Genomic DNA, 26,288 nt, shown 5'->3' on the forward strand with positions numbered 1-26,288 from the left:
TAACGAGCGTCTCGCCGGAAATTTAAGCCGAAGGCTCTATCACGGGCTTTGTGCGACAACGGGTCGCTGTTGGCGCCTCGCACCATGAAACATTTGTCATGGGCCGCCGGCACCACCAGCCCCTACACTGGCTTTCACCTCCATGGCTCACGGACACCCCCATGACGGCAGCAGCGGCGGCAAGCATCCTCGAAACGGTCGAAGGCCAGCGCCTCAATGGCGAGGCCTGCGAACCCTGGCGCGAGTGGGGGCCGTACCTGAGCGAGCGGCAGTGGGGCACGGTGCGCGAGGACTACAGCGCCGATGGCGATGCCTGGGCCTACTTGGCCCACGACCATGCGCGCAGCCGTGCCTACCGCTGGGGCGAGGACGGGCTGGCGGGGTTCTCCGACAAGGCCCAGCACTGGTGCCTGGGGCTGGCCCTGTGGAACGAGCGCGACAGCATTCTCAAGGAGCGCCTGTTCGGCCTGAACAACGCCGAAGGCAATCACGGCGAAGACGTCAAGGAGCTGTATTTCTACCTCGATGGCGTGCCCAGCCATGCCTATATGCGCATGCTCTACAAATACCCGCAGGCGGCCTTTCCCTATGAGGATCTGCTGCGGGAAAACGCCCGGCGCGGCCTGGACGATACCGAGTACGAGATCCTCGACACAGGGGTATTCGAGGACGATCGCTACTTCGACGTGACCGTGGAATACGCCAAGCACGCGGTCGACGACATCTTCATGCGGGTCACGGTGCACAACCGTTTTCATCAGCCGGCGCGTTTGCGGGTCTTGCCCCAGGTATGGGCGCGCAATACCTGGAGCTGGGGCGGCGACTCGCGCAAGCCGAGCTTGCGCCTGGAGGGCGAGCAATTGCTGGCCCGGCATCCACGGTGCTCGCCGATGCAGGTCAGCGCCTGGGGGCCGGAGCGTTGCGAGTGGTTGTTCTGCAACAACGAAACCAACTTCCCGAGACTCGATGGCCTGGCCGCGCCCGGTCCGTTCAAGGATGGGATCAACGACTACCTGCTGGGAGGTTCCGCCAGCGCCATTGCCCGCGACGGCGGAACCCGCGCCGCCGCCCACTTCACCCTGGAGCTGGCCGGGCTGGAGAGCAAAAGCGTATATCTGCGTTTTGCTCCGGCTGGCTCGCCACAGGTCAGCGCCAGGCGCCTGTTCGAACAACGGCGGGCCGAGGCCGACGCGTTCTACGCCGCGCTGCAACAGGGCATCGCCGATGCCGACGCGCGCAATGTGCAGCGCCAGGCCCTGGCCGGGCTGCTGTGGTCCAAGCAACTCTACGATTTCGACGTCAACCGCTGGCTCGATGGCGACCCCGGCCAGCCCGCGCCACCGGCGCCACACGCGCATCTGCGCAACAGCCATTGGCGGCACCTGGCGAACTTCGACATCGTGGCCATGCCCGACACCTGGGAATACCCCTGGTACGCCTCCTGGGACCTGGGTTTCCAGGCGGTGGCCCTGGCCTTGATCGACCCGGGCTTCGCCAAGCACCAGCTGTTGCTGCTGGTCAAAGACCGCTTCATGCATCCCAACGGGCAGTTGCCGGCCTACGAGTGGCGCTTCGACGACGCCAACCCGCCGGTGCATGCCTGGGCCAGCTGGCGGGTGTACCAGCGGGAAAAAGCCCTGACCGGCCAGGGCGACATGGACTTTCTCGAACGGATCTTCCACAAGCTGCTGCTGAACTTCTCCTGGTGGGTCAACCGCAAGGACGCCGAAGGGCGCAACCTGTTCCAGGGTGGTTTCCTCGGCCTCGACAATATCGGGCTGTTCGACCGCTCGGCGCCCTTGCCGCCGGGCTACACCCTGGACCAGGCCGACGGCACCGCCTGGGTCGCGGCCTATGCCCTGGACCTGATGCGCATTGCCCTGGAACTGGCCAGGCGCAACCCGGTGTACGTGGACATCGCGGTGAAGTTCTTCGAGCACTTTCTGTACATCGCCGGCGCCATCAACCGGCTGGACAACGGCGACACAGGGCTGTGGGATGAGCAGGACCGGTTCTTCTACGACGTGCTGCATCGCCCCGATGGTGGCAACGAACCGCTGCGCCTGCGCTCCATCGTCGGCCTGATGCCACTATTCGCCGTGCAGGTGCTGGAACAGCATGAACACGAATGCCTGCCGGGGCTGCGTGAGCGTTTGCTGGAGTTCATGCACCATCGGCCGGACCTGGCCAGCCTGGTGTCGCGCTGGAACGAGCCGGGGCAGGGCAATCGCCTGTTGCTCGCACTGCTGCGCGGCGAGCGCACCAAGGACTTGCTCAAGCGCATGCTCGACGAGGCGGAGTTTCTTTCCGAGTTCGGTATCCGCTCGCTGTCCAGGGTCTTCGCCGAACACCCCTTCGCCCTGCAGGTCGACGGTCATCAGTTGCGCGCCCGTTACGCGCCGGCCGATTCCGACTCACGGCTGTATGGCGGCAACTCCAACTGGCGCGGGCCGTTGTGGATGCCGATCAACTACATGCTGATCGAGTCGCTGCGCGAGTTTCATCGCTACTACGCCGACAACTTCTCGGTGGAATACCCCAACGGTTCCGGCTACCTGGCGTCCCTGGAGGAAGTCGCCGACAGCCTGAGCCAGCGCCTGACCCGCCTGTTCCTGCGCGACGAGGACGGGCGCCGCCCATCGATGTGCGCCTACGCGCAGTTGCAGGCCGATCCCCGGGACCGGGATCTGCTGCTGTTCCACGAGTACTTCCACGGCGACACCGGCCGCGGCCTGGGGGCCAGCCACCAGACCGGCTGGACGGCGCTGGTGGCGTTGTTGTTGCAGCCTGTAGCCGCTGCCTAGCCTGCGAGGCTGCGACAAGGCCCGCAGGGCCTTCAGCGGTCTTGAAAACGCCGCGCCCCTGCGGGTCGATCGCAGGCTGCGCCAGCGGCTACAGGGGCGGGGGGATCAGGCGCTCAAGGTATCCGGCTGTGGCACGGCCCAGTCCTCGATCAACCGCTGCGGGGTGCAGCAGGTCTTGCGCTTGTAGACGAAGCCGGCGCATTTCTCGGCGAAGCCGTGGCGGTTCTGCACCATGTCCAGGTGCATCTGTTCCAGCTCCGCGTTGCGGCAGTGCTGCATCAGTTGCGGGTCGGCGTTGGCCTTGCGCTCGCGCAGCGCCTGGTATTTCGGTTCGGTCAGCACGGCGTTGGCCCGCTGCAGCAGCCACAGGCCGAACTCGTCGGGGCAGCGCGGGCCGACTTCCTGGACCATGCCCATCTGCAGGGCCTGGAAAGCGTTGATCGGCAGGCATTGGTCGGTGAGTTTGTGCGCCATGGCGTGGCCGACCGCGCGGGGCAGGCTGTAGGTCCAGTATTCCGAACCGTACAGGCCCATGCTCTTGTAGTGCGGGTTGTAGACGGTATTGGCCCGGGCCAGCACCACGTCGGCCGCCAGCGCCAGCATCAGGCCGCCGGCCCCGGCATTGCCGGTGAGGCCGCTGACCACCAACTGGCGGGCGCTGAGCAGTTCCTTGCAGACGTCGTCGATGGCCTGGATGTTGTTCCAGGCTTCCAGGCCCGGCACCGGCGCGGCCTGGATTACGTTGAGGTGCACGCCGTTGCAGAACGCGCCACGCCCGCCCTTGATCAGCAGCACCTGGGTGTCCCGGGCCTTGGCCCATTGCAGCGCGCTGACCAGGCGCTGGCAGTGTTCGGTGCTCATGGCGCCGTTGTAGAACTCGAAGGTCAGCTCGCCGACGTGGCCCGACTCGCGGTAGCGGATCGGCTGGTAGGCCTCGTCGCTGAACGGCTCGCTGGCGACCGACCAGTGCAGATGAGGCACGCCGTCCAGTTGGCCGGCCAGCACATGGCGGGCGGGCAGCTTGAAGTGTTCCGTGCCCGGCCGGGCCTTGCGCTTGAGGGAGCCGATCCACAGGCTGCGGTCGCCGCAGGCCACCAGCACCGCATCGTCGTGCACCGCCAGCAGTTCGCCGGGGATGCCGCTGCGGCTATCCAGGTGCGCGTCATACAGGTAGTACTGCCCGCCGGCGAGGCTGGCCAGGACCCCGGGCTGGCCGTCGGCGGCGTCGATGCAGCGCTTGATGAAGGCGGCGCTGTCGTGCCAGCTGAAGCTGCGGTCGTCCTGTTTCATGTTCGGTTGCAGGCGGCCGCGCACTTGCGGCTGGCTGTAGTCCAGGGGCACAGGGACGAAGTCGCTGCCGAATTTTTCCACCACATCGCGGATGCAGTAGATCGCCGCGTCGGCCACCGGCCCGTTGTACAGCTCGGACTTGCGCACCTGCGCCGGCACCTTGAACTCCCAGGTAGACCAGACCGGCCCGGCGTCCATTTCTTCCACCGCCTGCAGGGCGGTGACGCCCCAGCGCTCGAGGTTGTTGCTGATGGCCCAGTCCAGGGCGCTGGCGCCGCGGTCGCCGACGATGCCCGGGTGAATGATGATCACCGGACGGGTCGGGTGGCGCCACAGTTGCTCGGGCACCCGGTCCTTGAGGAAGGGGCAGATCACCAGGTCGGGGTCGGCCTGTTCGATCTGCTGGCAAACGTCTTCTTCGTTGGTGAACAGCACCACGCTGGGACGATGGCCGGACTGGCGCAGGTCCAGCCAGGCACGCTGGGTGAGACCGTTGAAGGCGGTGGACAGCAGAATGATCTTCAGCGATTGCATAGCGACTCTTCCTTGAGGATGAAGCGGGGCCGGCCGTTCCGAAAGCCGTCCCTGGCCGATGGAGGCGCCAGAGTAGTGGGGCTGCGCATGCGGTCTGCTGATCGAGATCAATCAAGTGTGTGGCGTGGGTTTTTGAGGTGCGGGATTGCCCGGCTGAGGATTCAAGATTGCCGTCGATGGGCTGGAGGACGCAGGCGTGAGAACGACGTCGCTGAAACGACGAATCCCGCCGGAAGGCGGGATTCGTGGGCAAGACAAGGGCTTCCCTGGGGAAGCGCTTACTTAGGCCGGGAACAGTTCGCTCAGCTTCATCGCCAGCATCATGTCGCCTTCGGCGCGCAGCTTGCCGCCCATGAAGGCCTGCATGCCGTCGGTTTCGCCGCTGACGATGCCTTGCAGGGTTTCGCCGTCCATTACCAGCGTGACCTGGGCGTCCGGGTTCTCGCCTTCCTTGAGCTCGCAGGTGCTGTCTTTGACGATCAGCGAGAAGTTCTTGGTGTCATCGATACGGAAACCGAAAACCAGGTCCAGGCCGGCAGCGGCAGCTGGGTTGAACTTGGCTTTCATGGCTTGTACGGCGTCGGCTACGGAGGTCATGGTTCGATCCTTTTATGGGTTGTTACAGCAAGGGTCACAATCCGGACTCAGCGGAAAGTGATGAGTTCCGGGGCCTTCAGCAGTTGCAGGTGGGCATGGCTGTTGAAGGAAGCCAGGGCAACCTCGCGACCGCGAAACTTCAGCTGGTTGAGCGAGGTATTGACGATTTGCCAATTCAGTTCGAAGGCCTGGGCGGCAGGCATCCGGGTAATCAGGTGGAGCAGGGCGGTGATGGTGCCGCCGGAGGTGAACACGGCGATTTTCTGAGTGTTGTCGGCCTGTTCCAGAATTCGCTGCAGGCCGGCCTGCACCCGTTCGACGAACCCCAGCCAACTTTCCAGGCCCGGTGGATCGTAGGTGCCGGCCAGCCAGCGGTCGATGATCAGGGCGAAGATTCTTTGGAATTCGGCGCGGTTCTGCGCGGCGTTGCGCAGGATGTCCAGGGCGTCGGGCTCCTCGGACAACATGGCGGGCAGCAGGGCGCGGATCACCGCGTCGGCATCGAATTCGTTGAACGCCGAATCGGTTTCCAGGATCGGCGTGGGCAGGCCCGCGGCGCTGAACTGCTGCAGGGCGGAATTGGCGGTGTGTTGCTGGCGACGCAGGTCGCCCGCCAGGCAGCGATCGAAGTTCACGCCCAGTTCGACCAGGTGTTGACCGAGCACTTCGGCCTGGCGAATACCCGTGGTCGAGAGGACGTCGTAGTCGTCCGCACCGAAGGAGGCCTGGCCATGTCGAATCAGATAGATGCTGCCCACGTCCGCGTCATCCCGGTACGTTGAAAGTTTTGCGAGGTTATGAGGATGCCGGTGAGCTGTCAATGAAAAAACATACGCTTGTTTGAAATGCCCGTTAGAGCACGGTAACAGGAGGTTTCGCGACTGGTCGACGCCTGGCTGCGCCGGTATGCTGGAGCCATTCCGCCACATGTTGGCAGTGATGCACGTCTTTAAGGAGTCCCTGTGGAGTTTCTCTCCGAGTACGCCAGTTTCCTGGCCAAAACCGTCACCCTGGTCATCGCCATCCTGGTGGTGCTGATCACCGCTGCCTCGCTGCGCAGCAAAGGCCGGCGCAAGGGCGCCGGGCAGTTGCATGTGAGCAAGCTCAACGATTTCTACAAGGGCCTGCGCGAGCGTCTGGAGCAGAGCCTGCTCGACAAGGACCAGCTCAAGGCACTGCGCAAGTCCGAGGCCAAGGCCGAGAAAAAACACAAGAAGCAGCACGAGGAAAAACCGCGGGTGTTCGTGCTGGATTTCAGCGGCGACATCAAGGCCTCGGCCACCGAGGGGCTGCGCCACGAAATCACCGCGCTGCTGAGCCTGGCCACGCCCAAGGATGAAGTGGTGCTGCGCCTGGAAAGCGCCGGCGGCATGGTGCACAGCTATGGGCTGGCCTCGTCGCAACTGGCGCGGATTCGCCAGGCCGGCGTGCCGTTGACGGTGTGCATCGACAAGGTCGCGGCCAGCGGCGGCTACATGATGGCCTGCATTGGCGAGAAGATCATCAGCGCGCCGTTCGCCATCCTCGGCTCGATCGGCGTGGTGGCGCAGCTGCCCAACGTCAACCGCCTGCTGAAAAAGCACGATATCGACTTCGAAGTGCTGACTGCCGGTGAGTACAAGCGCACCCTGACCGTGTTTGGCGAAAACACTGAAAAGGGCCGGGAGAAATTCCAGGAAGACCTGGATGTCACCCATCAGTTGTTCAAGAACTTCGTCTCCCGTTACCGGCCGCAACTGGTCATCGACGAAGTGGCCACCGGTGAAGTCTGGCTGGGTGTCGCGGCGCAGGAGAAAAAACTGGTCGATGAGCTGAAAACCAGCGACGAATACCTGGCCGAGCGCGCCAAGAGCGCCGAGCTGTTCCACCTGCACTACGCCGAGCGCAAGAGCCTGCAGGAGCGGGTAGGGCTGGCGGCCAGCAATTCTGTCGACCGTGTGCTGCTGACCTGGTGGAGTCGCTTGACCCAGCAGCGTTTCTGGTAAGGGACACCGCGGGAACGAGTTTCTTCTGTAGGCGTGAGGCTTGCCCGCGATCGCGGGCACCGCGTTAAAGATGCCGCGCTTAAAGATGCTGCATTTAAAGATACCGGATACAAAAAAGCCCTGAACCGGTTTCCCGGTCCAGGGCTTTTTGTTGGCGCGGGCCTTAGCGGCGACGGAACAGCGGCAGCGGTTCGTCGGTGGCGGCCTGGTAGGTCACGGAGAAGTCCTTGAGGCTTTCCAGGGCTTCGTACGGGTCCTTGTCGGCGCGCAGGGCGTAGGCGTCGAACCCGCAGCGGCGCAGGTAGAACAGCTGGTCGCGCAGCACATCGCCGATCGCCCGCAGTTCGCCCTTGAAGCCGTAGCGGTCGCGCAGCAGGCGGGCGTTGGAGTAGTTGCGGCCGTCGGTGAAGGCCGGGAAGTTCAGGGCGATGACCTGGAAGTGCTGCACGTCATCGCCGATCTCCTCGGCTTCTTCATCGGCGTCCAGCCACACGCCCAGGCCGCCGTCGCGGGCCTTGAGGGCGTGAGCGTGCTCGCGCCACAGGGCCAGCGGCACGATCAGGTCGTCGCAGTTGGAAATGCCGTCGAGGGTCGCGTCCTTGGGCAGCAGGTGCCAGGTTTCGTCGATGACCTCGTTGTTCTTAATGATTCGCTGCATAGACGCGCTCCTTGAAGAGGTCGATGCCAATACGTTGGTAGGTGTCGATGAAGCGCTCGTCTTCGGTACGTTGCTCCACGTACACGTCGATCAGCTTCGAGATCACGTCGGGCATGTCGTCCTGGGCGAAGGACGGGCCGAGGATCTTGCCCAGGCTGGCGTCGCGGCTGGCGCTGCCACCGAGGGAAACCTGATAGAACTCTTCGCCTTTCTTGTCCACGCCGAGGATGCCGATATGGCCCACGTGGTGGTGGCCGCAGGCGTTCATGCAGCCGGAGATGTTCAGGTCCAGCTCGCCGATGTCGAACAGGTAGTCCAGGTCGTCGAAACGGCGCTGGATGGATTCGGCGATCGGGATCGACTTGGCGTTGGCCAGGGAGCAGAAGTCGCCGCCCGGGCAGCAGATGATGTCGGTCAGCAGGCCGATGTTCGGCGTGGCGAAACCTTGTTCGCGCAGCTCGCCCCACAGGGTAAACAGTTGGCTCTGCTCGACGTCGGCGAGAATCACGTTCTGCTCGTGGGAGGTGCGTAGCTGGCCGAAGCTGTAGCGATCGGCCAGGTCGGCGATGCCGTCCAGCTGCTTGTCGGTGACGTCGCCCGGAGCTACGCCGGTGGGTTTCAGCGACAGGGTCACGGCGACATAGCCCGGCTTCTTGTGGGCCAGGGTGTTGCGCGTGCGCCAGCGGGCGAAGCCCGGATATTGTTTGTCGAGCTCGGCCAGTTCGGCGTCCTGGTTGACCAGGGCCTTGTAGTCCGGATCGACGAAGTGCTTGGCCACGCGATGCACTTCGGCTTCGGTCAGGGTGGTCTGGCCGCCGCGCAGGTGAGCCATTTCCGCTTCGACCTTCTCGGCGAACACCTCTGGGGTCAGGGCCTTGACCAGGATCTTGATCCGCGCCTTGTACTTGTTGTCACGCCGGCCGTAGCGGTTGTAGACCCGCAGGATGGCGTCGAGGTAGCTCAACAGGTCCTGCCACGGCAGGAACTCGTTGATGAAGGCGCCGACCACCGGGGTCCGGCCCAGGCCGCCACCGACCAGGACCCGGAAGCCCAGTTCGCCGGCGGCGTTGTGCACCGGCTCCAGGCCGATGTCGTGGACTTCGATGGCCGCGCGGTCTGAGGTCGAACCGTTGATGGCGATCTTGAACTTGCGCGGCAGGTAGGCGAATTCAGGGTGGAAGGTGGTCCACTGACGGACGATTTCACACCAGGGGCGCGGGTCGATCAGCTCATCGGCGGCGACGCCGGCGAACTGGTCGGTGGTGACGTTGCGCAGGCAGTTGCCGCTGGTCTGGATGGCGTGCATCTGCACGGTCGCCAGCTCGGCCAGGATGTCCGGGATGTCTTCCAGTGCCGGCCAGTTGAACTGCACGTTCTGCCGGGTACTGATGTGGGCGTAGCCCTTGTCGTAGTCGCGAGCGATCCTGGCCATCATCCGTGCTTGGCGCGAAGTCAGCTGGCCATAAGGCACCGCCACCCGCAGCATCGGGGCAAAACGTTGGATATAGAGGCCATTCTGCAGGCGCAGAGGGCGGAATTCTTCTTCGCTCAGCTCGCCTGCCAGATAGCGCCGGGTCTGATCACGGAACTGCTTGACGCGGTCCTCGATGATCCGCTGATCGTACTCGTCGTATACGTACATATAGATCCTGTTCTCAGGCTTATCAGGTGACGCAGAGGCGGATGTCACCCAAGAAATTCTGCGCGCACGGCCGCGCACTCCCAACGGAGCCGGGCGAAGATACCAGTTTGCAGTTATGCGCAAAAGTGATGTTTGAGTATATGCAAAGAACCAAAACGACTAACGGTGTCCGGCCGGCTCAAACCCACATTTGTGGTGAGGGCAATCCTCGGCTTAACTGTGCTCGAGTCTTTGTGCAGTCACCGATAAAACCGACAAGAGGCGATGCTATGAGCAATCCAACCAAGGCAAGGAAAAGCGACAGTGCTGTCGATGCTTGGGCCATTCTCTTTCTGATCATTCTGGTCGTGGGAACGGCGGTGTTCTGGGTCAGTCATCAATAGTTGCGGTCAAGCGATGAGCAGAGTCCGAATTGTCTGTGGGAAATGACGATTTGCCGACATAGGCCAGTATTTTGCCAGTTATACTGCGGGCAATATTCCGGGACTCTGGTCGCAATGTTCAAGGCGTTTGGTAAGTGTCTGCTGCTGGTGCTGCTTGTACTGAGTCCAGCGTTCTGGGCCATGGCCCATGCCACCTCGGTGGTGTTTTTGAATCCGGGCCACTCCACTGAAACCTTCTGGGTCGGGTATTCCCAATTCATGCAGGCCGCGGCTAATGACCTCGGCCTGGATTTGCGCGTGCGTTATTCGCAGCGCGATTCGCAAACCACCATCCGCCAGGCCCGGGAAGCCCTGCAGGGCCCGGACCGGCCGGATTATCTGGTGGTGGTCAACGAGCAATATGTTGCGCCGGAGATCCTGCGCCTGTCCCAGGGCAGCGGGGTGAAGCTGTTCGTCGTCAACAATGCGCTGACCGCCGATCAGCAACGCTTGCTGGACGAGCACCAGAGCCGTTATCCCGACTGGATCGGCAGCATGATCGCCAACGACGAAGAAGCCGGCTACCTGATGCTCAAGGAGCTGATTCGCCGTCATGGCTCGCTCGCTCCCGGGCAGTACATCGACCTGCTGGCGTTCTCGGGCGTGAAGAACACTCCGGTGGCGCAATCACGCGAACAAGGCTTGCGGCGGGCATTGGCGGAGCATCCCGAGGTGCGCCTGCGGCAGCTGGTGTATGGCGAGTGGAATCGCCAGCGCGCCTTTGAGCAGGCCCAGCAGTTGCTCAAGCGCTATCCGCAGACGCAGTTGATCTGGTCGGCCAACGACGAGATGGCCCTGGGAGCGATGGAGGCGCTGGAGCAGCAAGGGCGGCGACCGGGCAAGGATGTGTTGTTCAGCGCCCTGAACAGCTCGCCGCAGGCCTTGCAGGCGTTGATCGACGGACGCCTGACGGCGCTGATCGCCGGGCACTTCACCCTGGGGGGCTGGGCAATGGTGGTCCTCAACGACGACGCCCGGGGGCTGAACCCTGCGACCCATGGCGGCCCGGACTGGCAACTGGGCGTGTTCCAGTTCCTGGACAAGGTCCAGGCGCAGCGTCTGCTGGAGTTGCAGGGGACACAGCAATACGGCGTGGACTTTCGCGGGCTGTCGGCCGAGGGCAAGCCGGCCGGCTACCGTTATCCCTTCTCGCTGGATCTGTTGCTGCGCTGACAGGCGTTCAAAGCCCCGTCAAATGCAGCACCAACTTGACGATACCGAACAGGGTCAAGGCGAACACTGCGGTGAACAGAATGCCTAGGATCACGAAATGGCTGGGTTTGCCGTGGGTGAAGTCGCGCTTGCGGTTCTTGCCGCTCTGCACGCCAAAGGCAGCAGCGGCGACGCTTTGCAGCATCTGCCAGAAGGTCGGCGGCTTGTCGTTGGTGGGGTCGTCCATAAATCCCTCGACACAAGTGGGTGTGGGGAAAGCATAGACAATACCGCTTGTTCCAGCTTGCGGGAGCGCCGACTGGCGGCTCCCGCAAGTGAAGCGAGCTGGGCTTTTAGTTGTCGTAGCCCAGGTTCGGTGCCAGCCAGCGCTCGGTCACGGCCAGGTCCTGGCCTTTGCGCGCGCTGTAGCTGCTGACCTGGTCCTTGTCGATCTTGCCCACGGCGAAGTACTGCGCCTGCGGATGGGCGAAGTACCAGCCGCTGACCGCCGCCGCCGGGAACATGGCGAAGTGTTCGGTGAGGAACACGCCGCTGCGCCCGGCCTTGCCTTCGGATGCCTCGGGATCGAGCAGGGCGAACAGAGTGCTCTTCTCGGTGTGGTCCGGGCAGGCCGGATAACCCGGGGCAGGGCGGATACCGCTGTACTGCTCCTTGATCAGCGCTTCGTTGTCCAACTCTTCGTCCTTGGCATAGCCCCAGTAGTCTTTACGCACTTGCTGGTGCAGCCACTCGGCGCAGGCCTCGGCCAGGCGGTCGGCCAGGGCCTTGACCATGATCGAGTTGTAGTCGTCGCCCTTGTCCTGATAGGCCTTGGCCACTTCTTCGGCGCCGATGCCGGCGGTGGTGATGAAACCACCGACGTAGTCGGTCACGCCGCTGTCCTTGGGTGCGACGAAGTCGGCCAGGGAGAAGTTCGGCTTGCCGTCGGTCTTGATGATCTGCTGGCGCAGGTGGTGCAGCCTGGCCAAGGGCTTGCCGTCGTCGCCATAGACTTCCAGGTCGTCGTCCTGCACCTGGTTGGCCGGCCAGAAGCCGAACACCGCGCGGGCGCTGATCAGCTTCTCGTCGATCAGCTTGTCGAGCATTTCCCGGGCGTCCTTGTACAACGCGGTGGCGGCTTCACCCACCACTTCGTCCTCGAGGATGCGCGGGAACTTGCCGGCCAGGTCCCAGGAGATGAAGAACGGCGTCCAGTCGATGTATTCGGCCAGGACCCGCAGGTCGATATTGTCCAGCACCTTGGCGCCGGTGAAGGTCGGCACGGTCGGCTGGTAGCTGCTCCAGTCGAACTGCGGCTTCTTGGCCACGGCCGCCGGGTAGCTCAGGCGCTCGGTGCGGGCGCTGCGGTTGGCGGTACGCTCGCGGACTTCCACGTACTCTTCGCGGGTGCGCTCGACGAAACCGGCCTTGAGCTCCTTGGACAGCAGCTGGGTGGCCACGCCCACGGCGCGCGAGGCGTCGGTGACGTAGACCACCGCGTCATTGCTGTACTTGGGCTCAATCTTCACCGCCGTGTGCGCCTTGGAGGTGGTGGCGCCACCGATCATCAGCGGCAGGTGGAAGTCCTGGCGCTGCATTTCCCGGGCGACGTGGACCATTTCGTCCAGCGACGGGGTGATCAGGCCGGACAGGCCGATGATGTCGCACTTCTGTTCCTTGGCCACCTGCAGGATTTTCTCCGCCGGCACCATCACACCGAGGTCGACGATGTCGTAGCCGTTACAGCCCAGGACCACGCCGACGATGTTCTTGCCGATGTCGTGCACGTCGCCTTTCACCGTGGCCATGAGGATCTTGCCCTTGGCTTGCGGCTTGTCGCCTTTTTCCAGCTCGATGAACGGGATCAGGTGGGCCACGGCCTGCTTCATCACCCGGGCGGACTTGACCACCTGGGGCAGGAACATTTTGCCGGCGCCGAACAGGTCGCCGACGATGTTCATGCCAGCCATCAGCGGGCCTTCGATCACTTCGATCGGGCGGGCGAAGGACAGCCGCGACTCTTCGGTGTCTTCGACGATATGGGTGGTGATGCCCTTGACCAGGGCGTGCTCCAGGCGCTTGTTGACGTCCCAGTTGCGCCATTCTTCGGTCTCGGCTTCCTTGACGCTGCCGTCGCCCTTGTACTTGTCGGCGATGGCGAGGAGGGCATCGGTGCCTTCCGGGGTGCGGTTAAGGATCACGTCCTCGACGGCGTCGCGCAGCTCCTGCGGGATCTGGTCGTAGATCTCCAGCTGGCCGGCGTTGACGATACCCATGGTCAGGCCGTTGCGGATCGCATACAGCAGGAACACCGAGTGGATCGCCTCGCGCACCGGGTTGTTGCCGCGGAAGGAGAACGACACGTTGGACACGCCGCCGGAGCTCAGCGCATAGGGCAGCTCGTCGCGGATGTAGGCGCAGGCGTTGATGAAGTCCACCGCGTAGTTGTTGTGCTCCTCGATACCGGTGGCCACGGCGAAGATGTTCGGGTCGAAGATGATGTCTTCCGGCGGGAAGCCGACGTCGTTGACCAGGATGTCGTAGGAACGCTTGCAGATTTCCTTCTTGCGCGCCTCGGTGTCGGCCTGGCCGGCTTCGTCGAAGGCCATCACCACCACGGCGGCGCCGTAGCGCTTGCACAGCTTGGCGTGATGAATGAACTGCTCGACGCCTTCCTTCATGCTGATGGAGTTGACGATGCCCTTGCCCTGGATGCACTTGAGGCCGGCTTCGATCACTTCCCACTTGGAGGAGTCGATCATGATCGGCACGCGCGAGATGTCCGGCTCGCCGGCGATCAGGTTGAGGAAGGTCACCATGGCCTTCTTCGAGTCCAGCATGCCTTCGTCCATGTTGATGTCGATCACCTGGGCGCCGGCCTCGACCTGCTGCAGGGCGACTTCCAGGGCTTCGGTGTAGTTCTCTTCACGGATCAGGCGGGCGAACTTGGCGGAACCGGTGATGTTGGTGCGTTCGCCGACGTTGACGAACAACGACTGGCGATCGATGGTGAACGGCTCCAGGCCCGATAGGCGGCAGGCCTTGGGAATGTCCGGGATCTGCCGCGGGGCATAGCCGGCGACAGCCTTGGCGATGGCCTCGATGTGCCCCGGGGTGGTGCCGCAGCAGCCGCCGACGATGTTCAGGAAACCGCTCTGGGCGAACTCTTCGATGACCTTGGCGGTTTGCGCCGGCAGTTCGTCGTACTCGCCGAATTCGTTGGGCAGGCCGGCGTTGGGGTGTGCGGAGACATGGGTGCTGGCCTTGTTCGACAGCTCTTCCAGGTAAGGGCGTAGTTCGCTGGCGCCGAGGGCGCAGTTGAGGCCGACGGAGATTGGCCTGGCGTGGGCGACCGAGTTCCAGAAGGCTTCGGTGGTCTGCCCGGACAGGGTGCGGCCCGAGGCGTCGGTGATGGTGCCGGAGATCATGATCGGCAGTTCGAGGCCCAGCTCTTCGAACACGCCCTGCACGGCGAAGATCGCCGCCTTGGCGTTGAGGGTGTCGAAGATGGTCTCGATCAGGATCAGGTCGGCGCCGCCCTCGATCAGGCCCTTGGTGGCCTCGGTGTAGTTCTCCACCAGTTCGTCGAAGGTGACGTTGCGGTAGCCTGGGTTGTTGACGTCCGGCGACAGCGAGCAGGTGCGGCTGGTCGGGCCCAGTACGCCGGCGACGAAGCGCGGCTTGTCCGGGGTCTCCAGGGTCTTGGCGTCGGCCACCTTGCGCGCCAGGCGCGCGCCTTCGACGTTGAGCTCGTAGACCAGCGCTTCCATGCCGTAGTCGGCCATGGAAATCTGCGTGGCGTTGAAGGTGTTGGTCTCGAGGATGTCGGCGCCGGCATCCAGGTAGGCTTTCTCGATGCCGCCGATCACGTCCGGACGGGTCAGCACCAGCAGGTCGTTGTTGCCCTTGACGTCGCTCGGCCAGTCGGCGAAGCGTTTGCCACGGTAGTCCTGCTCCTCGAGCTTGTAGCTCTGGATCATGGTGCCCATGCCGCCGTCGAGAATCAGGATGCGCTCTTTGAGGGCTTGCTGAAGGGCTTGGAGGCGCGTGCTGCGATCGGACATGAAAGACTACCTGGAAGGGCCATTACGAAGGGCGAGGATCATAGCAAACCTGTGCGCTTTTAGAGCATGCGGCGCTTTTGCATGAATATCGCTCATGTTGGTGGCCGTGCTGGCCCGGTAGAATCGCTGGATTTTCTTATGGATTGGACCAGGGATATGTCTTACCGCGTTGTCATCGGCAGTGTGCTGCTGCTTTTAAGTTCGCTCGCCAGCGCCCAGGGTCCCGCGCCAGCGATCTCCTACACCCGCGATATCCAGCCGATCTTCACCGAGAAGTGCGTGGCCTGCCACGCCTGCTACGACTCGGCGTGCCAGCTCAACCTGGGCAGCGGCGAGGGCGCGGCCCGCGGCGCCTCGAAGATCCCGGTGTACGACGGCGAGCGCAGCAAGGCGCAGACGCCGACCCGCTTGTTCTACGACGCTTCTGGCAAGCACGCCTGGCAGGGCATGGGCTTCTACTCGGTGCTCGACGCCCAGGGCAGCCAGGCGGCGCTGATGGCGCGCATGCTGGAACTGGGCCACAAGACGCCGTTGCAACCCAACGCCAAGCTGCCGGACAACATCGTCCTGGGCCTGAACCGCGAGAACATGTGCGCGCAACCGGCCGAATTCGACGGTTATGCCCGGGCCCATCCGCGCGAAGGCATGCCGCTGGCGGTGACCGGCCTGACCGATCAGCAATACCAGACCCTGCAACGCTGGCTGGCTTCCGGTGCGCCAATCGATGAGCAGGGCCTGGCGCCGAGCGCCAGGGAAGCGATGCAGGTGCTGCAGTGGGAAAACCTGCTCAATGCCCCGGGCGCCCGGGAAAGCCTGGTGGCCCGCTGGCTGTTCGAGCACTGGTTCCTCGCCCATATCTACTTCGAGGGCGGCGAGCCGGGGCATTTCTTCCAGTGGGTACGTTCGCGCACGCCGAGCGGCCAGCCGATCGACCTGATCAACACCCGCCGGCCCAACGACGACCCGGGCACCCAGGTGTATTACCGCCTATGGCCGGTGCAGGGGGTGATCGTGCACAAGACCCACATCACCTACCCGCTGAGCGCGGCGAAGATGGCGCGGATCAAGACCCTGTTCTACAGCGGCGACTATCAGGTCACTGCGCTGCCGGGTTATGGCCCGGGCCGCCGCGCCAACCCGTTCGAAACCTTCGAGGCGATTCCGGCCAAGGCCCGCTACCAGTTCATGCTGGATAACGCCGAGTACTTCGTGCGCACCTTTATCCGCGGCCCGGTGTGTCGAGGGCAGATCGCCACCGACGTGATCCGCGACAACTTCTGGGCGCTGTTCCAGGCCCCGGAACACGACCTCTATATCACCGACCCGGCCTACCGCGGCCAGGCCACGCCGCTGCTGGCCATGCCCGGGCAGAACGACGACGTCGGCAGCGTGCTGAGCCTGTGGTTGGCCTACCGCGACAAGCGCAACGAATACGAGGTACTGCGTCGCGATTCCTACGCCGATGCGCCGCCGCCCAACTGGTCGACCCTGTGGGCAGGCAACGACAACGCGTTGCTGAGCATCTTCCGTCACTTCGACAGCGCCTCGGTGACCAAGGGCCTGATCGGCGAGGTGCCGCAGACGATGTGGCTGTTCGACTACCCGCTGCTGGAGCGCACCTATTACCAGTTAGCGGTCAACTTCGATGTGTTCGGCAATGTCTCGCACCAGGCGCAGACCCGGCTGTACTTCGACCTGATCCGCAACGGCGCCGAGCAGAATTTCCTGCGCCTGATGCCCGCCGGCACCCGCGAGGACTTCCTCGACGATTGGTACCAGAACAGCGGCAAGTTCAAGATGTGGCTGGACTACGAGTCCATCGACGACGACAAGGCCAGCGCCCTGGTGCTGGACGAAAAGGACCCGAAACGCGACTTCGCCAACCAGTTGTTGAACCGTTACGGCGACCTCAATGCGCGGCCCGATCCGATCAACCGCTGTGACGGCGCCTACTGCTCGCGGCCGAATATCGACCCGGCGCTGCAGAATGCCGAACAGGCCCTCAGCGGCCTGGTTTCGCGGCCGGCGGCCGGCATGCGGGTCATCGACCTGTTGCCGGAGGCCACCATGCTGCGCATCCAGGCGCCGAGCGGCAAGCGGGTGTTCTACAGCATGCTGCGCAACCGCGCCCACAGTAATGTGGCGTTCCTGCTGGGCGAGTCGCTGCGTTACCAGCCGGGCCTGGACACCCTGACCATCTATCCGGGCGTGCTCAGCAGCTACCCGAACTTCATGTTCAACATTCCCGCCGGGCAGGTGCCGGAGTTTGTGGCCGAGATGGAAAACGCCAAGGACGCCCACCGTTTCGAGAAAATCGTCGAGCGCTGGGGGATCCGTCGCAGCCATCCGCAGTTCTGGCAGTACTTCCATGACCAGACCCAGTACATCCTCGAGACCGATCCGAAAGAGGCGGGCGTACTGGACATGAACCGCTACGAGAACCTCTGAAGGCACCAGGCCCTTGAACTTCCGGGCCGCAGCCCTCAGGTTGCGGCCCGGCCCATCCCGGAAAAAGCCTTGTAAAAAATCCCAGGCGTTGCGTCGACCACGTAGCGCGGGCCTATCGACCAAGGTCTATCCCGACAAAAATACTAGGACTTTGTCCGGCACGCCGATTGGCGTAAACTGCGCCCACGCCTGCGAGGAATTTCCATGACCGCTATTACCATTACCGACGCCGCCCACGATTATCTGGCTGATCTGCTCTCCAAGCAGAACACCCCGGGCATTGGCATCCGCATCTTTATCACCCAGCCAGGGACTCAGTACGCCGAGACCTGCATTGCCTATTGCAAGCCGGGTGAAGAAAAACCCGAAGACAAAGCCCTGGGGCTGAAGAGCTTCACCGCCTACATCGACGCCTTCAGCGAAGGTTTCCTCGATGACGCGGTGGTCGACTACGCCACCGACCGCATGGGCGGCCAGCTGACCATCAAGGCACCCAACGCCAAGGTGCCGATGGTCAACGCCGACAGCCCGGTCAACGAGCGCATCAACTACTACCTGCAAACCGAGATCAACCCGGGGCTGGCCAGCCACGGCGGCCAGGTCAGCCTGATCGATGTGGTCGAGGACGGCATCGCCGTGCTGCAGTTCGGTGGTGGTTGCCAAGGCTGCGGCCAGGCCGACGTGACCCTGAAGGAAGGCATCGAGCGCACCCTGCTCGAGCGCATTCCCGAGCTCAAGGGAGTACGTGACGTCACCGACCACACGCAGAAAGAAAACGCCTACTACTAAGTAAGGCGTTCGCTGCGAACATGAAAAACGGCGCCCCGTGAGCGCCGTTTTTTTATGCCTGATGCTTGTGATTTGAGGTGCGCCGTGTCGCCTGGATCGCGATGCCCTCAGGGCCGATACAGATGCGCATGCCCCGCGCGATACAACGACGACTCACTGAAACTGTCCGTGGCCAGCACCCGGCCCACCAGGATCAGCGCCGTGCGCCGAAAACCCTTGGCCTGGACCTTTTCGGCGATGTCCGCCAGGGTGCCGAGCACCCAGTCCTGGTCCGGCCAGGTCGCCCGGTGCACCACGGCAATCGGGCAGTCGGCGCCGTAGTGGGGCAGCAGCTCGGCGACAATCTTTTCCAGATGGTTGACCCCCAGGTGAATCGCCATGGTGGTGCCGTGGGCGGCCAGGCTGGCGAATGCCTCGCCGGCGGGCATCGAGGTCTTGTCGGCATAACGGGTCAGGATCACGCTCTGGGCGACGTCCGGCAGAGTCAGTTCGGCCCCCAGCAAGGCCGCGCAGGCCGCGGTGGCCGTCACGCCGGGGATGATCTCGAAGGGGATGCCCAGCTCGCGCAGGCAGCGAATCTGCTCGCCGATGGCGCCGTACAGGCTGGGGTCGCCGGAATGTACCCGGGCCACGTCCTGGCCTTTGCCATGGGCGTCCTTGATCAGCTCGATGATCTGTTCCAGGTGCAGCTCGGCGCTGTTGACCAGCTGTTCGGCGCTATGCCCCTGGAGCACTGCTTCGGGCACCAGGGAGCCGGCATAGATGATGACCGGGCAGCTGTGGATCAGCCGCTGGCCCTTGACGGTGATCAGTTCCGGGTCGCCGGGACCTGCGCCGATAAAAAAGACGGTCATGGCGTTCTCCTGTGAAAAAAGGGGCGAGGCAACCTCACAGATGAAGATTGCTCATGATCAGCGGCGGGGATTATCGAAGATTTACCCGGAGCAGGCCAAGGCGAGGGTTGCCTGGGCGTATTTCTGCCGTGGGACCAGCAGCTTTGCCGGGCTTCGGGCCAGCTGTTCGGCCAGGGCCAGGGCGGCACTTTCGGCGACGCCGTAACAGCCGGTGCGTTCGTAGGCGATCTGCGAACGATGGCTGAGTTGCAGCACATAAGGCGTCAGCTGGTTACTGCTGAAACAGGTCAGGGGCAAGTCCAGTTGCGCGGCCAGGGCCAGCAGCCCGGGTTCCTCGCGTTTCAGGTCGATGCTGGCCAGGGCCTTGATCTGCCCGGGGTCGATGCGGTGGGTGCTCAGGGTCTGGTCGAGCAGGGTGCGCAAGGTCTCCACCGGGCAGCCCCGCTGGCAGCCCAGGCCGACCACCAGGGTCGGCGCTGTGCTGGCCTGCGTCATGCCGAGTACTGATCGTCGCTCTTGCGGCGGAACAGCCAGGCGCTGATCAGGCCCAGGGCCAGCCAGAACGCGGCGTTGGTCAACTGCGAAGCGATCTTGAACTGCGCCTCCAGCTCCTCCGGGGCGAGCATCGAATGCACTTGCGGCTGCGGCGCGCCGATGAGGTGCGGCACGGCGAGAATGGCCACGCCCAGCACTTTCAGCAGCCAGTTCCGGGCGAAGACGATCAGGGCAATGCCGGCCGCGGTGGAAGCGGCGGTACCGACCCACCAGATCTGCCGTTGCGCCAGGTCCGCGGCGGCGGTGCCCGGCAGTTCGGGCGGCAGGCCGAGGGTCGGCGCCAGGCAGAAAGTCGCATAACCGGCCAGGCCCCAGAGCAGGCCCTGGGAAGTACGGTTCGGCGCGCGCAGGGTGTAGAGGCCGGCAAGCATCAGGGCGAACCCCACGGCGACCACCAGGTTGCCGCCGGTGGTGGACAGCACGCGCTGCCAGCCGTCTTCCGGCTCCCAGGCTTCGGCGTCGTGGCTGTGGGCGGCGGTGCCGGCGGCATGCTCATGCGCTTCTTCATGCTGGGCGGCCGGGGCCTTCTCGTAGGTTTCCGCCTCCAGGATCAGCGGCGCGACCCAGAAGCTTTGCAGCAGGGTCAGCAACAGGGCCGCCAGCAACCCGGTGAACCCCGCGGTTTGCGCGATACGCTTGATCATGTCGGCAGGTCTCAGTGGCAAGGGAAGGCGGCGCTGTGGCGGGTATCGTGGGCGGCGTTGTGCACCGCTTCGATATGGGAGAAGCCGGCGAAATACACAAGGCACGCACCGAGAATCGAGGCGCCGATGGCGGCGACCAGGCGTTGGCTCAGGGTGGCGGTACTGCTGCTGGAGTGGCTGGTGCTGCTGATGATCGACATGGCGCTTCCCTCTGGTGTGTCAGCGGGTGAATCGAGCGCAGCAAAACCCCGCGAGACGGGCTTGCGGGGAATTAACAGCGCCCGCCCACCGCGGGTTTGTTATGACTGTGTAGCGGGCCGGTCTCCGGGCTCGCGAGGGGCGGGGCTTGCGCCACGCCTGCAAGAATCGCCTTCCCATGCCGGACTGCTGGCACAGTGGATCTGATTCTTCGCTCGCTTACCGTTGCGGGGGCAGCACCGGACTGATCAAGGCTTTTGGCCTGTGACGCACCGGTTTCCCGTTTCACCCTGTGAAGGGCACCCGTAACAAGGTGTGTAGGAGAGCATGGGCGAGGGAGGGGCGTCAATTGGCAAGGGTTCTCGTTTTCGATCGCAATTGGCCTGTCCTCGTGCTGCATGGACATTGACCGCCCCCCAAGCTCTGCGTAGCCTTGCGCTCTCGAGGTTCTTCGGCGTCTGTCGAAGCTAAGAAGGGAACGCGGTCCAAGCCGCGGCTGCCCCCGCAACTGTAAACGGTGATGAACGATGCAAGGCCACTGCCAGGCGGCGGGAAGGCGCATCGTTGGCCAGTCGAACGACCGGCACGCCGTCAGCCAGGAGACCTGCCTCGGACCTGATTCTCACTACAACCGGGCGGGGTGATCCGGTGGCGAACCCTTCCGTGCAGTTGCCTGCGCGGTTCTCGTCCCGTATGCCCGCCACCTTGCCAAAGGGCATCCGATGAAAACACTGGCCAAACTTCCCGTCACCATCGTTACCGGCTTCCTCGGCTCGGGCAAAACCACCTTGCTGCGGCACATGCTGGACAACGCCCAGGGCCGACGCATCGCGGTGATCGTCAACGAATTCGGCGAGCTGGGCATCGACGGCGAGATCCTCAAACAGTGTTCCATCGGTTGCACCGAGGAAGAAGCCAGCGGTCGCGTCTACGAGCTGGCCAACGGCTGCCTGTGCTGCACCGTGCAGGAAGAGTTTTTCCCGGTGATGCGCGAACTGGTGGCCCGTCGCGGCGACCTCGACCATATCCTCATTGAAACCTCTGGCCTGGCCCTGCCCAAACCTTTGGTCCAGGCATTCCAGTGGCCGGAAATCCGCAGCGCCTGCACCGTCGACGCGGTGATCACTGTGGTCGACAGCCCGGCCGTGGCCGCCGGCACCTTCGCCGCCTTCCCGGACCAGGTCGACGCCCAGCGCAAGCTTGACCCGAACCTGGACCATGAGTCGCCGCTGCATGAGCTGTTCGCCGACCAGTTGTCCAGCGCCGACCTGGTGATCCTCAACAAGGCCGACCTGATCAACCCGGCAGACCTGGCCAAGGTGCGCCTGGAAGTGGCCGAGGAGCTGCCGCCGGCGGTGAAAGTCATTGAAGCCAGCAGCGGTCGCCTGCCGCTGGACGTGTTGCTGGGCCTGGGCAACGGTTCGGAAGAACACATCGACGGCCGCCACAGCCATCACGATCATCACCACGATGGCGACGATCATGATGATCATGACCACGACGCCTTCGATTCGATCTCCATCGAGCTGCCCCAGGCCGACGAAAGCCTGCTGCTGGACGCCCTGACCCAACTGGTGGTGCAGCACGGCATCCTGCGGGTCAAGGGCTTCGCGGCGATCCCCAACAAGCCGATGCGCCTGTTGATCCAGGGCGTGGGCACCCGCTTCGACAAGCACTTCGACCGCCAGTGGGGCGCCGATGAAGCGCGCACCACGCGCCTGGTGCTGATCGGCCAGGAACTGGACGCGACCCTGCTCGAAGCGCAATTGCGCGCCGCCCTCAGCGTGTAAGCCATGCACCTGCTCAGGACCCAGCCCGGCGGTTTCGTGTCGGATGACAACATTGCCGACCTTGGACAGACCCCCGCCGAGCTGGTGATCCTGTGCAGCGGCGACTCCAGCCTGGCGCTGCTGGCCGAGGCGGCGCAGCAATTGCCGGAGGACTACCCGAGCTTTCGCCTGGCTAACCCGATGCAGGTGCAGAACCATGCCTCGGTCGACCTGTATGTCGACCAGGTGCTGCGCCACGCCAAGGTGATCCTGCTTTCCCTGCACGGCGGCATCGCCTATTGGCGTTATGGCATCGAGCAACTGGTGCAGCTGGCGCAACGCGGCGTGCAGCTGATCCTGGTGCCGGGCGACGACCGTCCGGACCCGGAACTGAGCGACCTGAGCACGGTGCCCGCCGGCGACCGCGAACGCCTCTGGCACTTCCTGCGCCAGGGTGGCATGGGCAATGCGCTGAACCTGTACCGCTGCCTGGCCAGTGGCTGGCTGGGGCGCGATTACCCTTGGTCCGAGCCGCAGACCCTGCCGCGCACGGCGATCTACCACCCGCACAAAAGCAGCGCCGCCCTCAGCGACTGGCACGCCGACTGGCGGGCCGGCCAGCCGGTGGCGGCGCTGCTGTTCTACCGCTCGCATTTGCAGGCGGCCAACACTGCCTTTATCGATGAGTTCTGCCGGCGATTGTTGGCGGCGGGCCTGAACCCGCTGCCGATTGCCCTGGCCAGCCTGAAAGAGCCCGGTTGCCTGGCGGTGGTCGAGGACCTGCTGGATGAAGTCGAGGCCGGGGTGATTCTCAACACCACCGGCTTTGCCCAGTCCAGCCCGGAGGCGCCGCACCTGCGACCGTTCCGCCGCGATATCCCGGTGATCCAGGCCATCTGTGCCCAGGACAACGAACCCGGCTGGCGCGCCAGCGAGCAGGGCCTGGGGCCGCGGGACCTGGCGATGCACATTGCCTTGCCGGAACTGGACGGGCGCATCATCAGCCGGCCCATCAGCTTCAAGGACCTGGCCTGGCGCAGCGAGCGCAGCCAGTCGGACGTGGTCTGCTACCGCTCCGCCCCCGAGCGCATGGACTTTGTCGCCGAACTGGCGCGGCGCTGGGTCGATCTGGCCCGGCTGCCGAATGCTGAAAAACGCATCGCCCTGATCCTCGCCAACTACCCGACCCGCGACGGCCGCATCGGCAATGGCGTGGGCCTGGACACGCCGGCGGCGGCGCTGAATATCCTGCGTGCCCTGCAAGCCGAGGGTTACCCGCTGCCGGCCGAGTTGCCGGACAGCGGGACGGCGCTGATCCAGCAACTGCTCGGCGGCGTCAGCAACGACCTGGACAGCCTCGACCTGCGTCCGTGCCAGCAAAGCCTGGCGCTGGAGGAGTACCAGGCCATGTTCGACGCGCTGCCCGAAGCCAATCGCCTGGCGGTGACGGAACGCTGGGGCGGGCCGGAAAACGACCCGATGTTCCGCGGTGGGCGGCTGATGATCGCCGGCCTGCGTTTTGGCCTGACCTTTGTCGGCATCCAGCCGGCGCGCGGTTATCAGGTCGATCCGAGCGCGGTCTATCACGACCCGGACCTGGTGCCGCCCCACGGGTACCTGGCGTTCTACTTCTGGCTGCGCCAGACCTACGGTGCCCACGGGCTGATCCACGTCGGCAAGCACGGCAACCTGGAGTGGCTGCCGGGCAAGGGCGTCGGCCTGTCCGAAAGCTGCTGGCCGGACGTGCTGCTGGGACCGCTGCCGAATATCTATCCATTCATCGTCAATGACCCGGGCGAGGGCGCCCAGGCCAAGCGCCGGACCCAGGCGGTGATCATCGACCACCTGATGCCGCCGCTGACCCGCGCGGAAACCTACGGCCCGCTGCGCGACCTGGAACTGCTGGCCGACGAGTACTACGAAGCCCAGTTGCTCGATCCGCGCCGCGCCCGCGAGTTGCAGAAGGACATTCTCAAGCTGGTGCGGGTGACCCGGATCGACCGCGAACTGCAACTGGACGGACAGCTCGACGGCGAGGCCGACGCGGCGCTGTGGCTACCGCGCCTGGACACCTACCTGTGCGACCTGAAGGAGTCGCAGATCCGCGACGGCCTGCATGTGTTCGGCGAATCGCCCGTGGGCCGCCTGCGTATCGACACCTTGCTGGCCTTGCTGCGCATTCCCCGTGGCGATGGCCGGGGCGCGCAGTCGAGCCTGTTGCGGGCCCTGGCCAAGGCCTTCGAGCTGGGTTTCGATCCGCTGGATTGCGCCCTGGCCGAGCCCTGGAGCGGGCGCCGGCCACAGGCCTTGCAGGACCTCAGTGAGCAACTGTGGCGCACTGCCGGCGATACCCGCGAGCGCCTGGAGCTGTTTGCCGGGCGCTTGATAGAAGCGGCCTTGGCCGGTGAGGTCGAGCAACTGAACGAGCCCGGCTGGAGCGAGGTCAAGGCGATCATCGACAGCCTGCGCGAGGTAGTGGCGCCGCGCCTGGATGCCTGCGGCCCGGCGGAAATGCGTGGTTTGCTGGATGCCCTGGGCGGGCGTTTCGTGCCGGCCGGGCCCAGCGGCGCACCGAGTCGTGGACGCCTGGACGTGCTGCCCACCGGGCGCAATTTCTACTCGGTGGACGTGCGCAACCTGCCGACCACCACCGCCTGGCGCATCGGTTTCCAGTCGGCCAGCCTGATCCTCGAACGGCACCTGCAGGACCATGGCGACCACCTGCGCCAATTAGGCCTGTCGGTGTGGGGCACGGCGACCATGCGCACCGGCGGCGACGATATCGCCCAGGCCATGGCGCTGATGGGCGTGCGCCCGGTGTGGGCCACCGGCAGCCAGCGGGTCGACGACTTCGAGATCCTGCCGCTGAGCCTGCTGGACCGCCCACGGGTGGACGTGACTTTACGGGTGTCCGGGTTCTTCCGCGATGCCTTCGCCAACCTGATCCGTCTGTTCGACGCCGCGGTGCAGGCGGTGGCCGCGCTGGACGAGCCGGACGACCTCAACCCGCTGGCGGCCAAGGTCCGCGCCGAGCGTGAAGCGCTGCTGCAGTCCGGTCTCGATGCCGAGGCCGCGCAGCGCCAGGCCGGCTGGCGGATCTTCGGCGCCAAGCCCGGGGCCTATGGCGCGGGCGTGCAGGGCGCTATCGACGCTCGCCTGTGGCAGAGCCGCGAGGACCTGGCCGAGGTCTACCTGAACTGGGGCGGCTACGCCTATGGCGGCGCCGACGAAGGCACCGCGGCCCGTGGCCAGTTCGCCCAGCGCCTGAGCCAGGTGCAGGCGGTGCTGCAGAACCAGGACAACCGCGAGCACGACCTGCTGGATTCCAACGACTACTACCAGTTCCAGGGCGGCATGCTCGCGGCGGTGGAAAGCCTCAGCGGCGAAAAGGCCGCCAGCTACCACGGCGACCACAGCCAGCCGGACCTGCCGAAGATCCGCAGCCTCAAGGAAGAGCTGAACCGGGTGATCCGCTCCCGCGCAGCCAACCCGAAGTGGATCGAAGGGGTGAAGCGCCACGGCTACAAGGGCGCCTTTGAAATGGCCGCCACCGTGGATAATCTGTTCGCCTTCGACGCCACCACCGAACTGATCGACGATCACCAGTACGCCCTGCTGGCCGACGCCTATCTGCTGGACCCCGCGACCCGCGAATTCATCCGGCAGCACAATCCCCATGCGTTGCGCGACATGACCGAACGCCTGCTCGAAGCCCAGCAGCGCGGGATGTGGCAGGCGCCCGGCGAGTACCGCGAGGCCCTGGAAAACCTGCTGCTGGATATCGAAGAAGATGGCTGATGTCCCTGTAGCCGCTGCCGCAGGCTGCGATCGGGCCCGCAGGGCCCGCTGGGACAGGCGACGCGGCCTGTCAGATACCAATGCG

At 64.5% G+C, this 26,288-nt stretch carries 18 protein-coding genes and 2 riboswitches; of the genes, 7 read left to right on the forward strand and 11 right to left on the reverse strand.

The features are described from left to right. Positions 1–161 precede the first annotated feature (161 nt). Complete coding sequence (locus tag AC07VU_RS11725) at positions 162–2,804, forward strand: MGH1-like glycoside hydrolase domain-containing protein (RefSeq protein WP_277589152.1); 2,643 nt, start codon at positions 162–164, stop codon at positions 2,802–2,804. Between the two features lie 105 nt (positions 2,805–2,909). Here AC07VU_RS11725 and AC07VU_RS11730 read toward each other — a convergent pair whose 3' ends face one another. From AC07VU_RS11730 to AC07VU_RS11740, 3 genes are all read right to left on the reverse strand, one after another. Further along, complete coding sequence (locus tag AC07VU_RS11730; RefSeq protein ID WP_277589151.1) at positions 2,910–4,628, reverse strand: hydrogenase maturation protein; 1,719 nt, start codon at positions 4,626–4,628, stop codon at positions 2,910–2,912. Positions 4,629–4,910: 282 nt separating this feature from the next. Next, on the reverse strand, positions 4,911–5,225 hold the full coding sequence (locus tag AC07VU_RS11735; RefSeq protein ID WP_007921837.1) for an SCP2 sterol-binding domain-containing protein: 315 nt from the start codon (positions 5,223–5,225) through the stop codon (positions 4,911–4,913). Between the two features lie 47 nt (positions 5,226–5,272). After that, positions 5,273–5,983 (reverse strand): histidine phosphatase family protein, encoded by a 711-nt coding sequence (locus AC07VU_RS11740; RefSeq protein ID WP_009044471.1) that lies wholly within the window; start codon positions 5,981–5,983, stop codon positions 5,273–5,275. Between the two features lie 204 nt (positions 5,984–6,187). Here AC07VU_RS11740 and sohB point away from each other — a divergent pair, with 204 nt between their 5' ends. Continuing rightward, positions 6,188–7,210: a protease SohB gene (gene sohB, locus AC07VU_RS11745; protein ID WP_009044470.1), complete on the forward strand. Its 1,023-nt coding sequence runs from the start codon at positions 6,188–6,190 to the stop codon at positions 7,208–7,210. A gap of 163 nt (positions 7,211–7,373) precedes the next feature. On the opposite strand, the gene AC07VU_RS11750 is transcribed toward sohB, so the two are convergent. Both AC07VU_RS11750 and AC07VU_RS11755 read right to left on the reverse strand, forming a co-directional pair. Further along, positions 7,374–7,868 (reverse strand): DUF934 domain-containing protein, encoded by a 495-nt coding sequence (locus tag AC07VU_RS11750; protein WP_007921840.1) that lies wholly within the window; start codon positions 7,866–7,868, stop codon positions 7,374–7,376. Continuing rightward, positions 7,852–9,510 (reverse strand): nitrite/sulfite reductase, encoded by a 1,659-nt coding sequence (locus AC07VU_RS11755; RefSeq protein ID WP_062825622.1) that lies wholly within the window; start codon positions 9,508–9,510, stop codon positions 7,852–7,854. Before AC07VU_RS11755 ends, AC07VU_RS11750 begins: the two co-directional genes overlap by 17 nt. A gap of 497 nt (positions 9,511–10,007) precedes the next feature. Here AC07VU_RS11755 and AC07VU_RS11760 point away from each other — a divergent pair, with 497 nt between their 5' ends. Beyond that, a complete protein-coding gene (locus AC07VU_RS11760) occupies positions 10,008–11,105 on the forward strand; it encodes an ABC transporter substrate-binding protein (RefSeq protein WP_274303849.1) in 1,098 nt (365 codons plus the stop codon). 7 nt (positions 11,106–11,112) lie between these two features. Here AC07VU_RS11760 and AC07VU_RS11765 read toward each other — a convergent pair whose 3' ends face one another. Together AC07VU_RS11765 and metH are read right to left on the reverse strand one after the other, a co-directional pair. Next, positions 11,113–11,331, reverse strand: coding sequence for a DUF2970 domain-containing protein (locus tag AC07VU_RS11765; RefSeq protein WP_053261745.1), 219 nt, complete (start codon positions 11,329–11,331; stop codon positions 11,113–11,115). A gap of 106 nt (positions 11,332–11,437) precedes the next feature. After that, positions 11,438–15,148 carry a methionine synthase gene (gene metH / locus AC07VU_RS11770; RefSeq protein WP_274303846.1) on the reverse strand — a complete coding sequence of 1,237 codons (3,711 nt, stop codon included), beginning with the start codon at positions 15,146–15,148 and terminating at the stop codon, positions 11,438–11,440. 156 nt (positions 15,149–15,304) lie between these two features. On the opposite strand from metH, the gene AC07VU_RS11775 reads away from it, so the two are divergent. Both AC07VU_RS11775 and nfuA read left to right on the forward strand, forming a co-directional pair. Beyond that, positions 15,305–17,596 carry a fatty acid cis/trans isomerase gene (locus AC07VU_RS11775; RefSeq protein WP_457276697.1) on the forward strand — a complete coding sequence of 764 codons (2,292 nt, stop codon included), beginning with the start codon at positions 15,305–15,307 and terminating at the stop codon, positions 17,594–17,596. Positions 17,597–17,800: 204 nt separating this feature from the next. Next, a complete protein-coding gene (nfuA, locus tag AC07VU_RS11780; RefSeq protein WP_007921862.1) occupies positions 17,801–18,385 on the forward strand; it encodes a Fe-S biogenesis protein NfuA in 585 nt (194 codons plus the stop codon). A gap of 107 nt (positions 18,386–18,492) precedes the next feature. Here the strand turns inward: nfuA and cobM are convergent, their stop codons facing one another. From cobM to AC07VU_RS11800, 4 genes are all read right to left on the reverse strand, one after another. Beyond that, positions 18,493–19,239 (reverse strand): precorrin-4 C(11)-methyltransferase, encoded by a 747-nt coding sequence (gene cobM / locus AC07VU_RS11785; protein WP_457276696.1) that lies wholly within the window; start codon positions 19,237–19,239, stop codon positions 18,493–18,495. 81 nt (positions 19,240–19,320) lie between these two features. Continuing rightward, positions 19,321–19,734 (reverse strand): cobalamin biosynthesis protein, encoded by a 414-nt coding sequence (locus tag AC07VU_RS11790; RefSeq protein ID WP_277589149.1) that lies wholly within the window; start codon positions 19,732–19,734, stop codon positions 19,321–19,323. Beyond that, positions 19,731–20,438: a CbtA family protein gene (locus tag AC07VU_RS11795; RefSeq protein WP_495029887.1), complete on the reverse strand. Its 708-nt coding sequence runs from the start codon at positions 20,436–20,438 to the stop codon at positions 19,731–19,733. Before AC07VU_RS11795 ends, AC07VU_RS11790 begins: the two co-directional genes overlap by 4 nt. A gap of 11 nt (positions 20,439–20,449) precedes the next feature. Then, complete coding sequence (locus AC07VU_RS11800; RefSeq protein WP_007921866.1) at positions 20,450–20,638, reverse strand: CbtB domain-containing protein; 189 nt, start codon at positions 20,636–20,638, stop codon at positions 20,450–20,452. 98 nt (positions 20,639–20,736) lie between these two features. Continuing rightward, positions 20,737–20,958: riboswitch (cobalamin riboswitch) on the reverse strand. Positions 20,959–21,063: 105 nt separating this feature from the next. Next, a riboswitch (cobalamin riboswitch) is annotated at positions 21,064–21,262 on the forward strand. Between the two features lie 96 nt (positions 21,263–21,358). Between AC07VU_RS11800 and cobW the strand changes: the two genes are divergently transcribed. Together cobW and cobN are read left to right on the forward strand one after the other, a co-directional pair. Then, positions 21,359–22,426: a cobalamin biosynthesis protein CobW gene (gene cobW, locus AC07VU_RS11805; RefSeq protein ID WP_495029888.1), complete on the forward strand. Its 1,068-nt coding sequence runs from the start codon at positions 21,359–21,361 to the stop codon at positions 22,424–22,426. 3 nt (positions 22,427–22,429) lie between these two features. After that, a complete protein-coding gene (gene cobN, locus AC07VU_RS11810; protein ID WP_495029889.1) occupies positions 22,430–26,203 on the forward strand; it encodes a cobaltochelatase subunit CobN in 3,774 nt (1,257 codons plus the stop codon). Positions 26,204–26,288: the final 85 nt, after the last annotated feature.

It is taken from the genome of Pseudomonas sp. GW821-FHT02B10 (genome assembly GCF_059421865.1).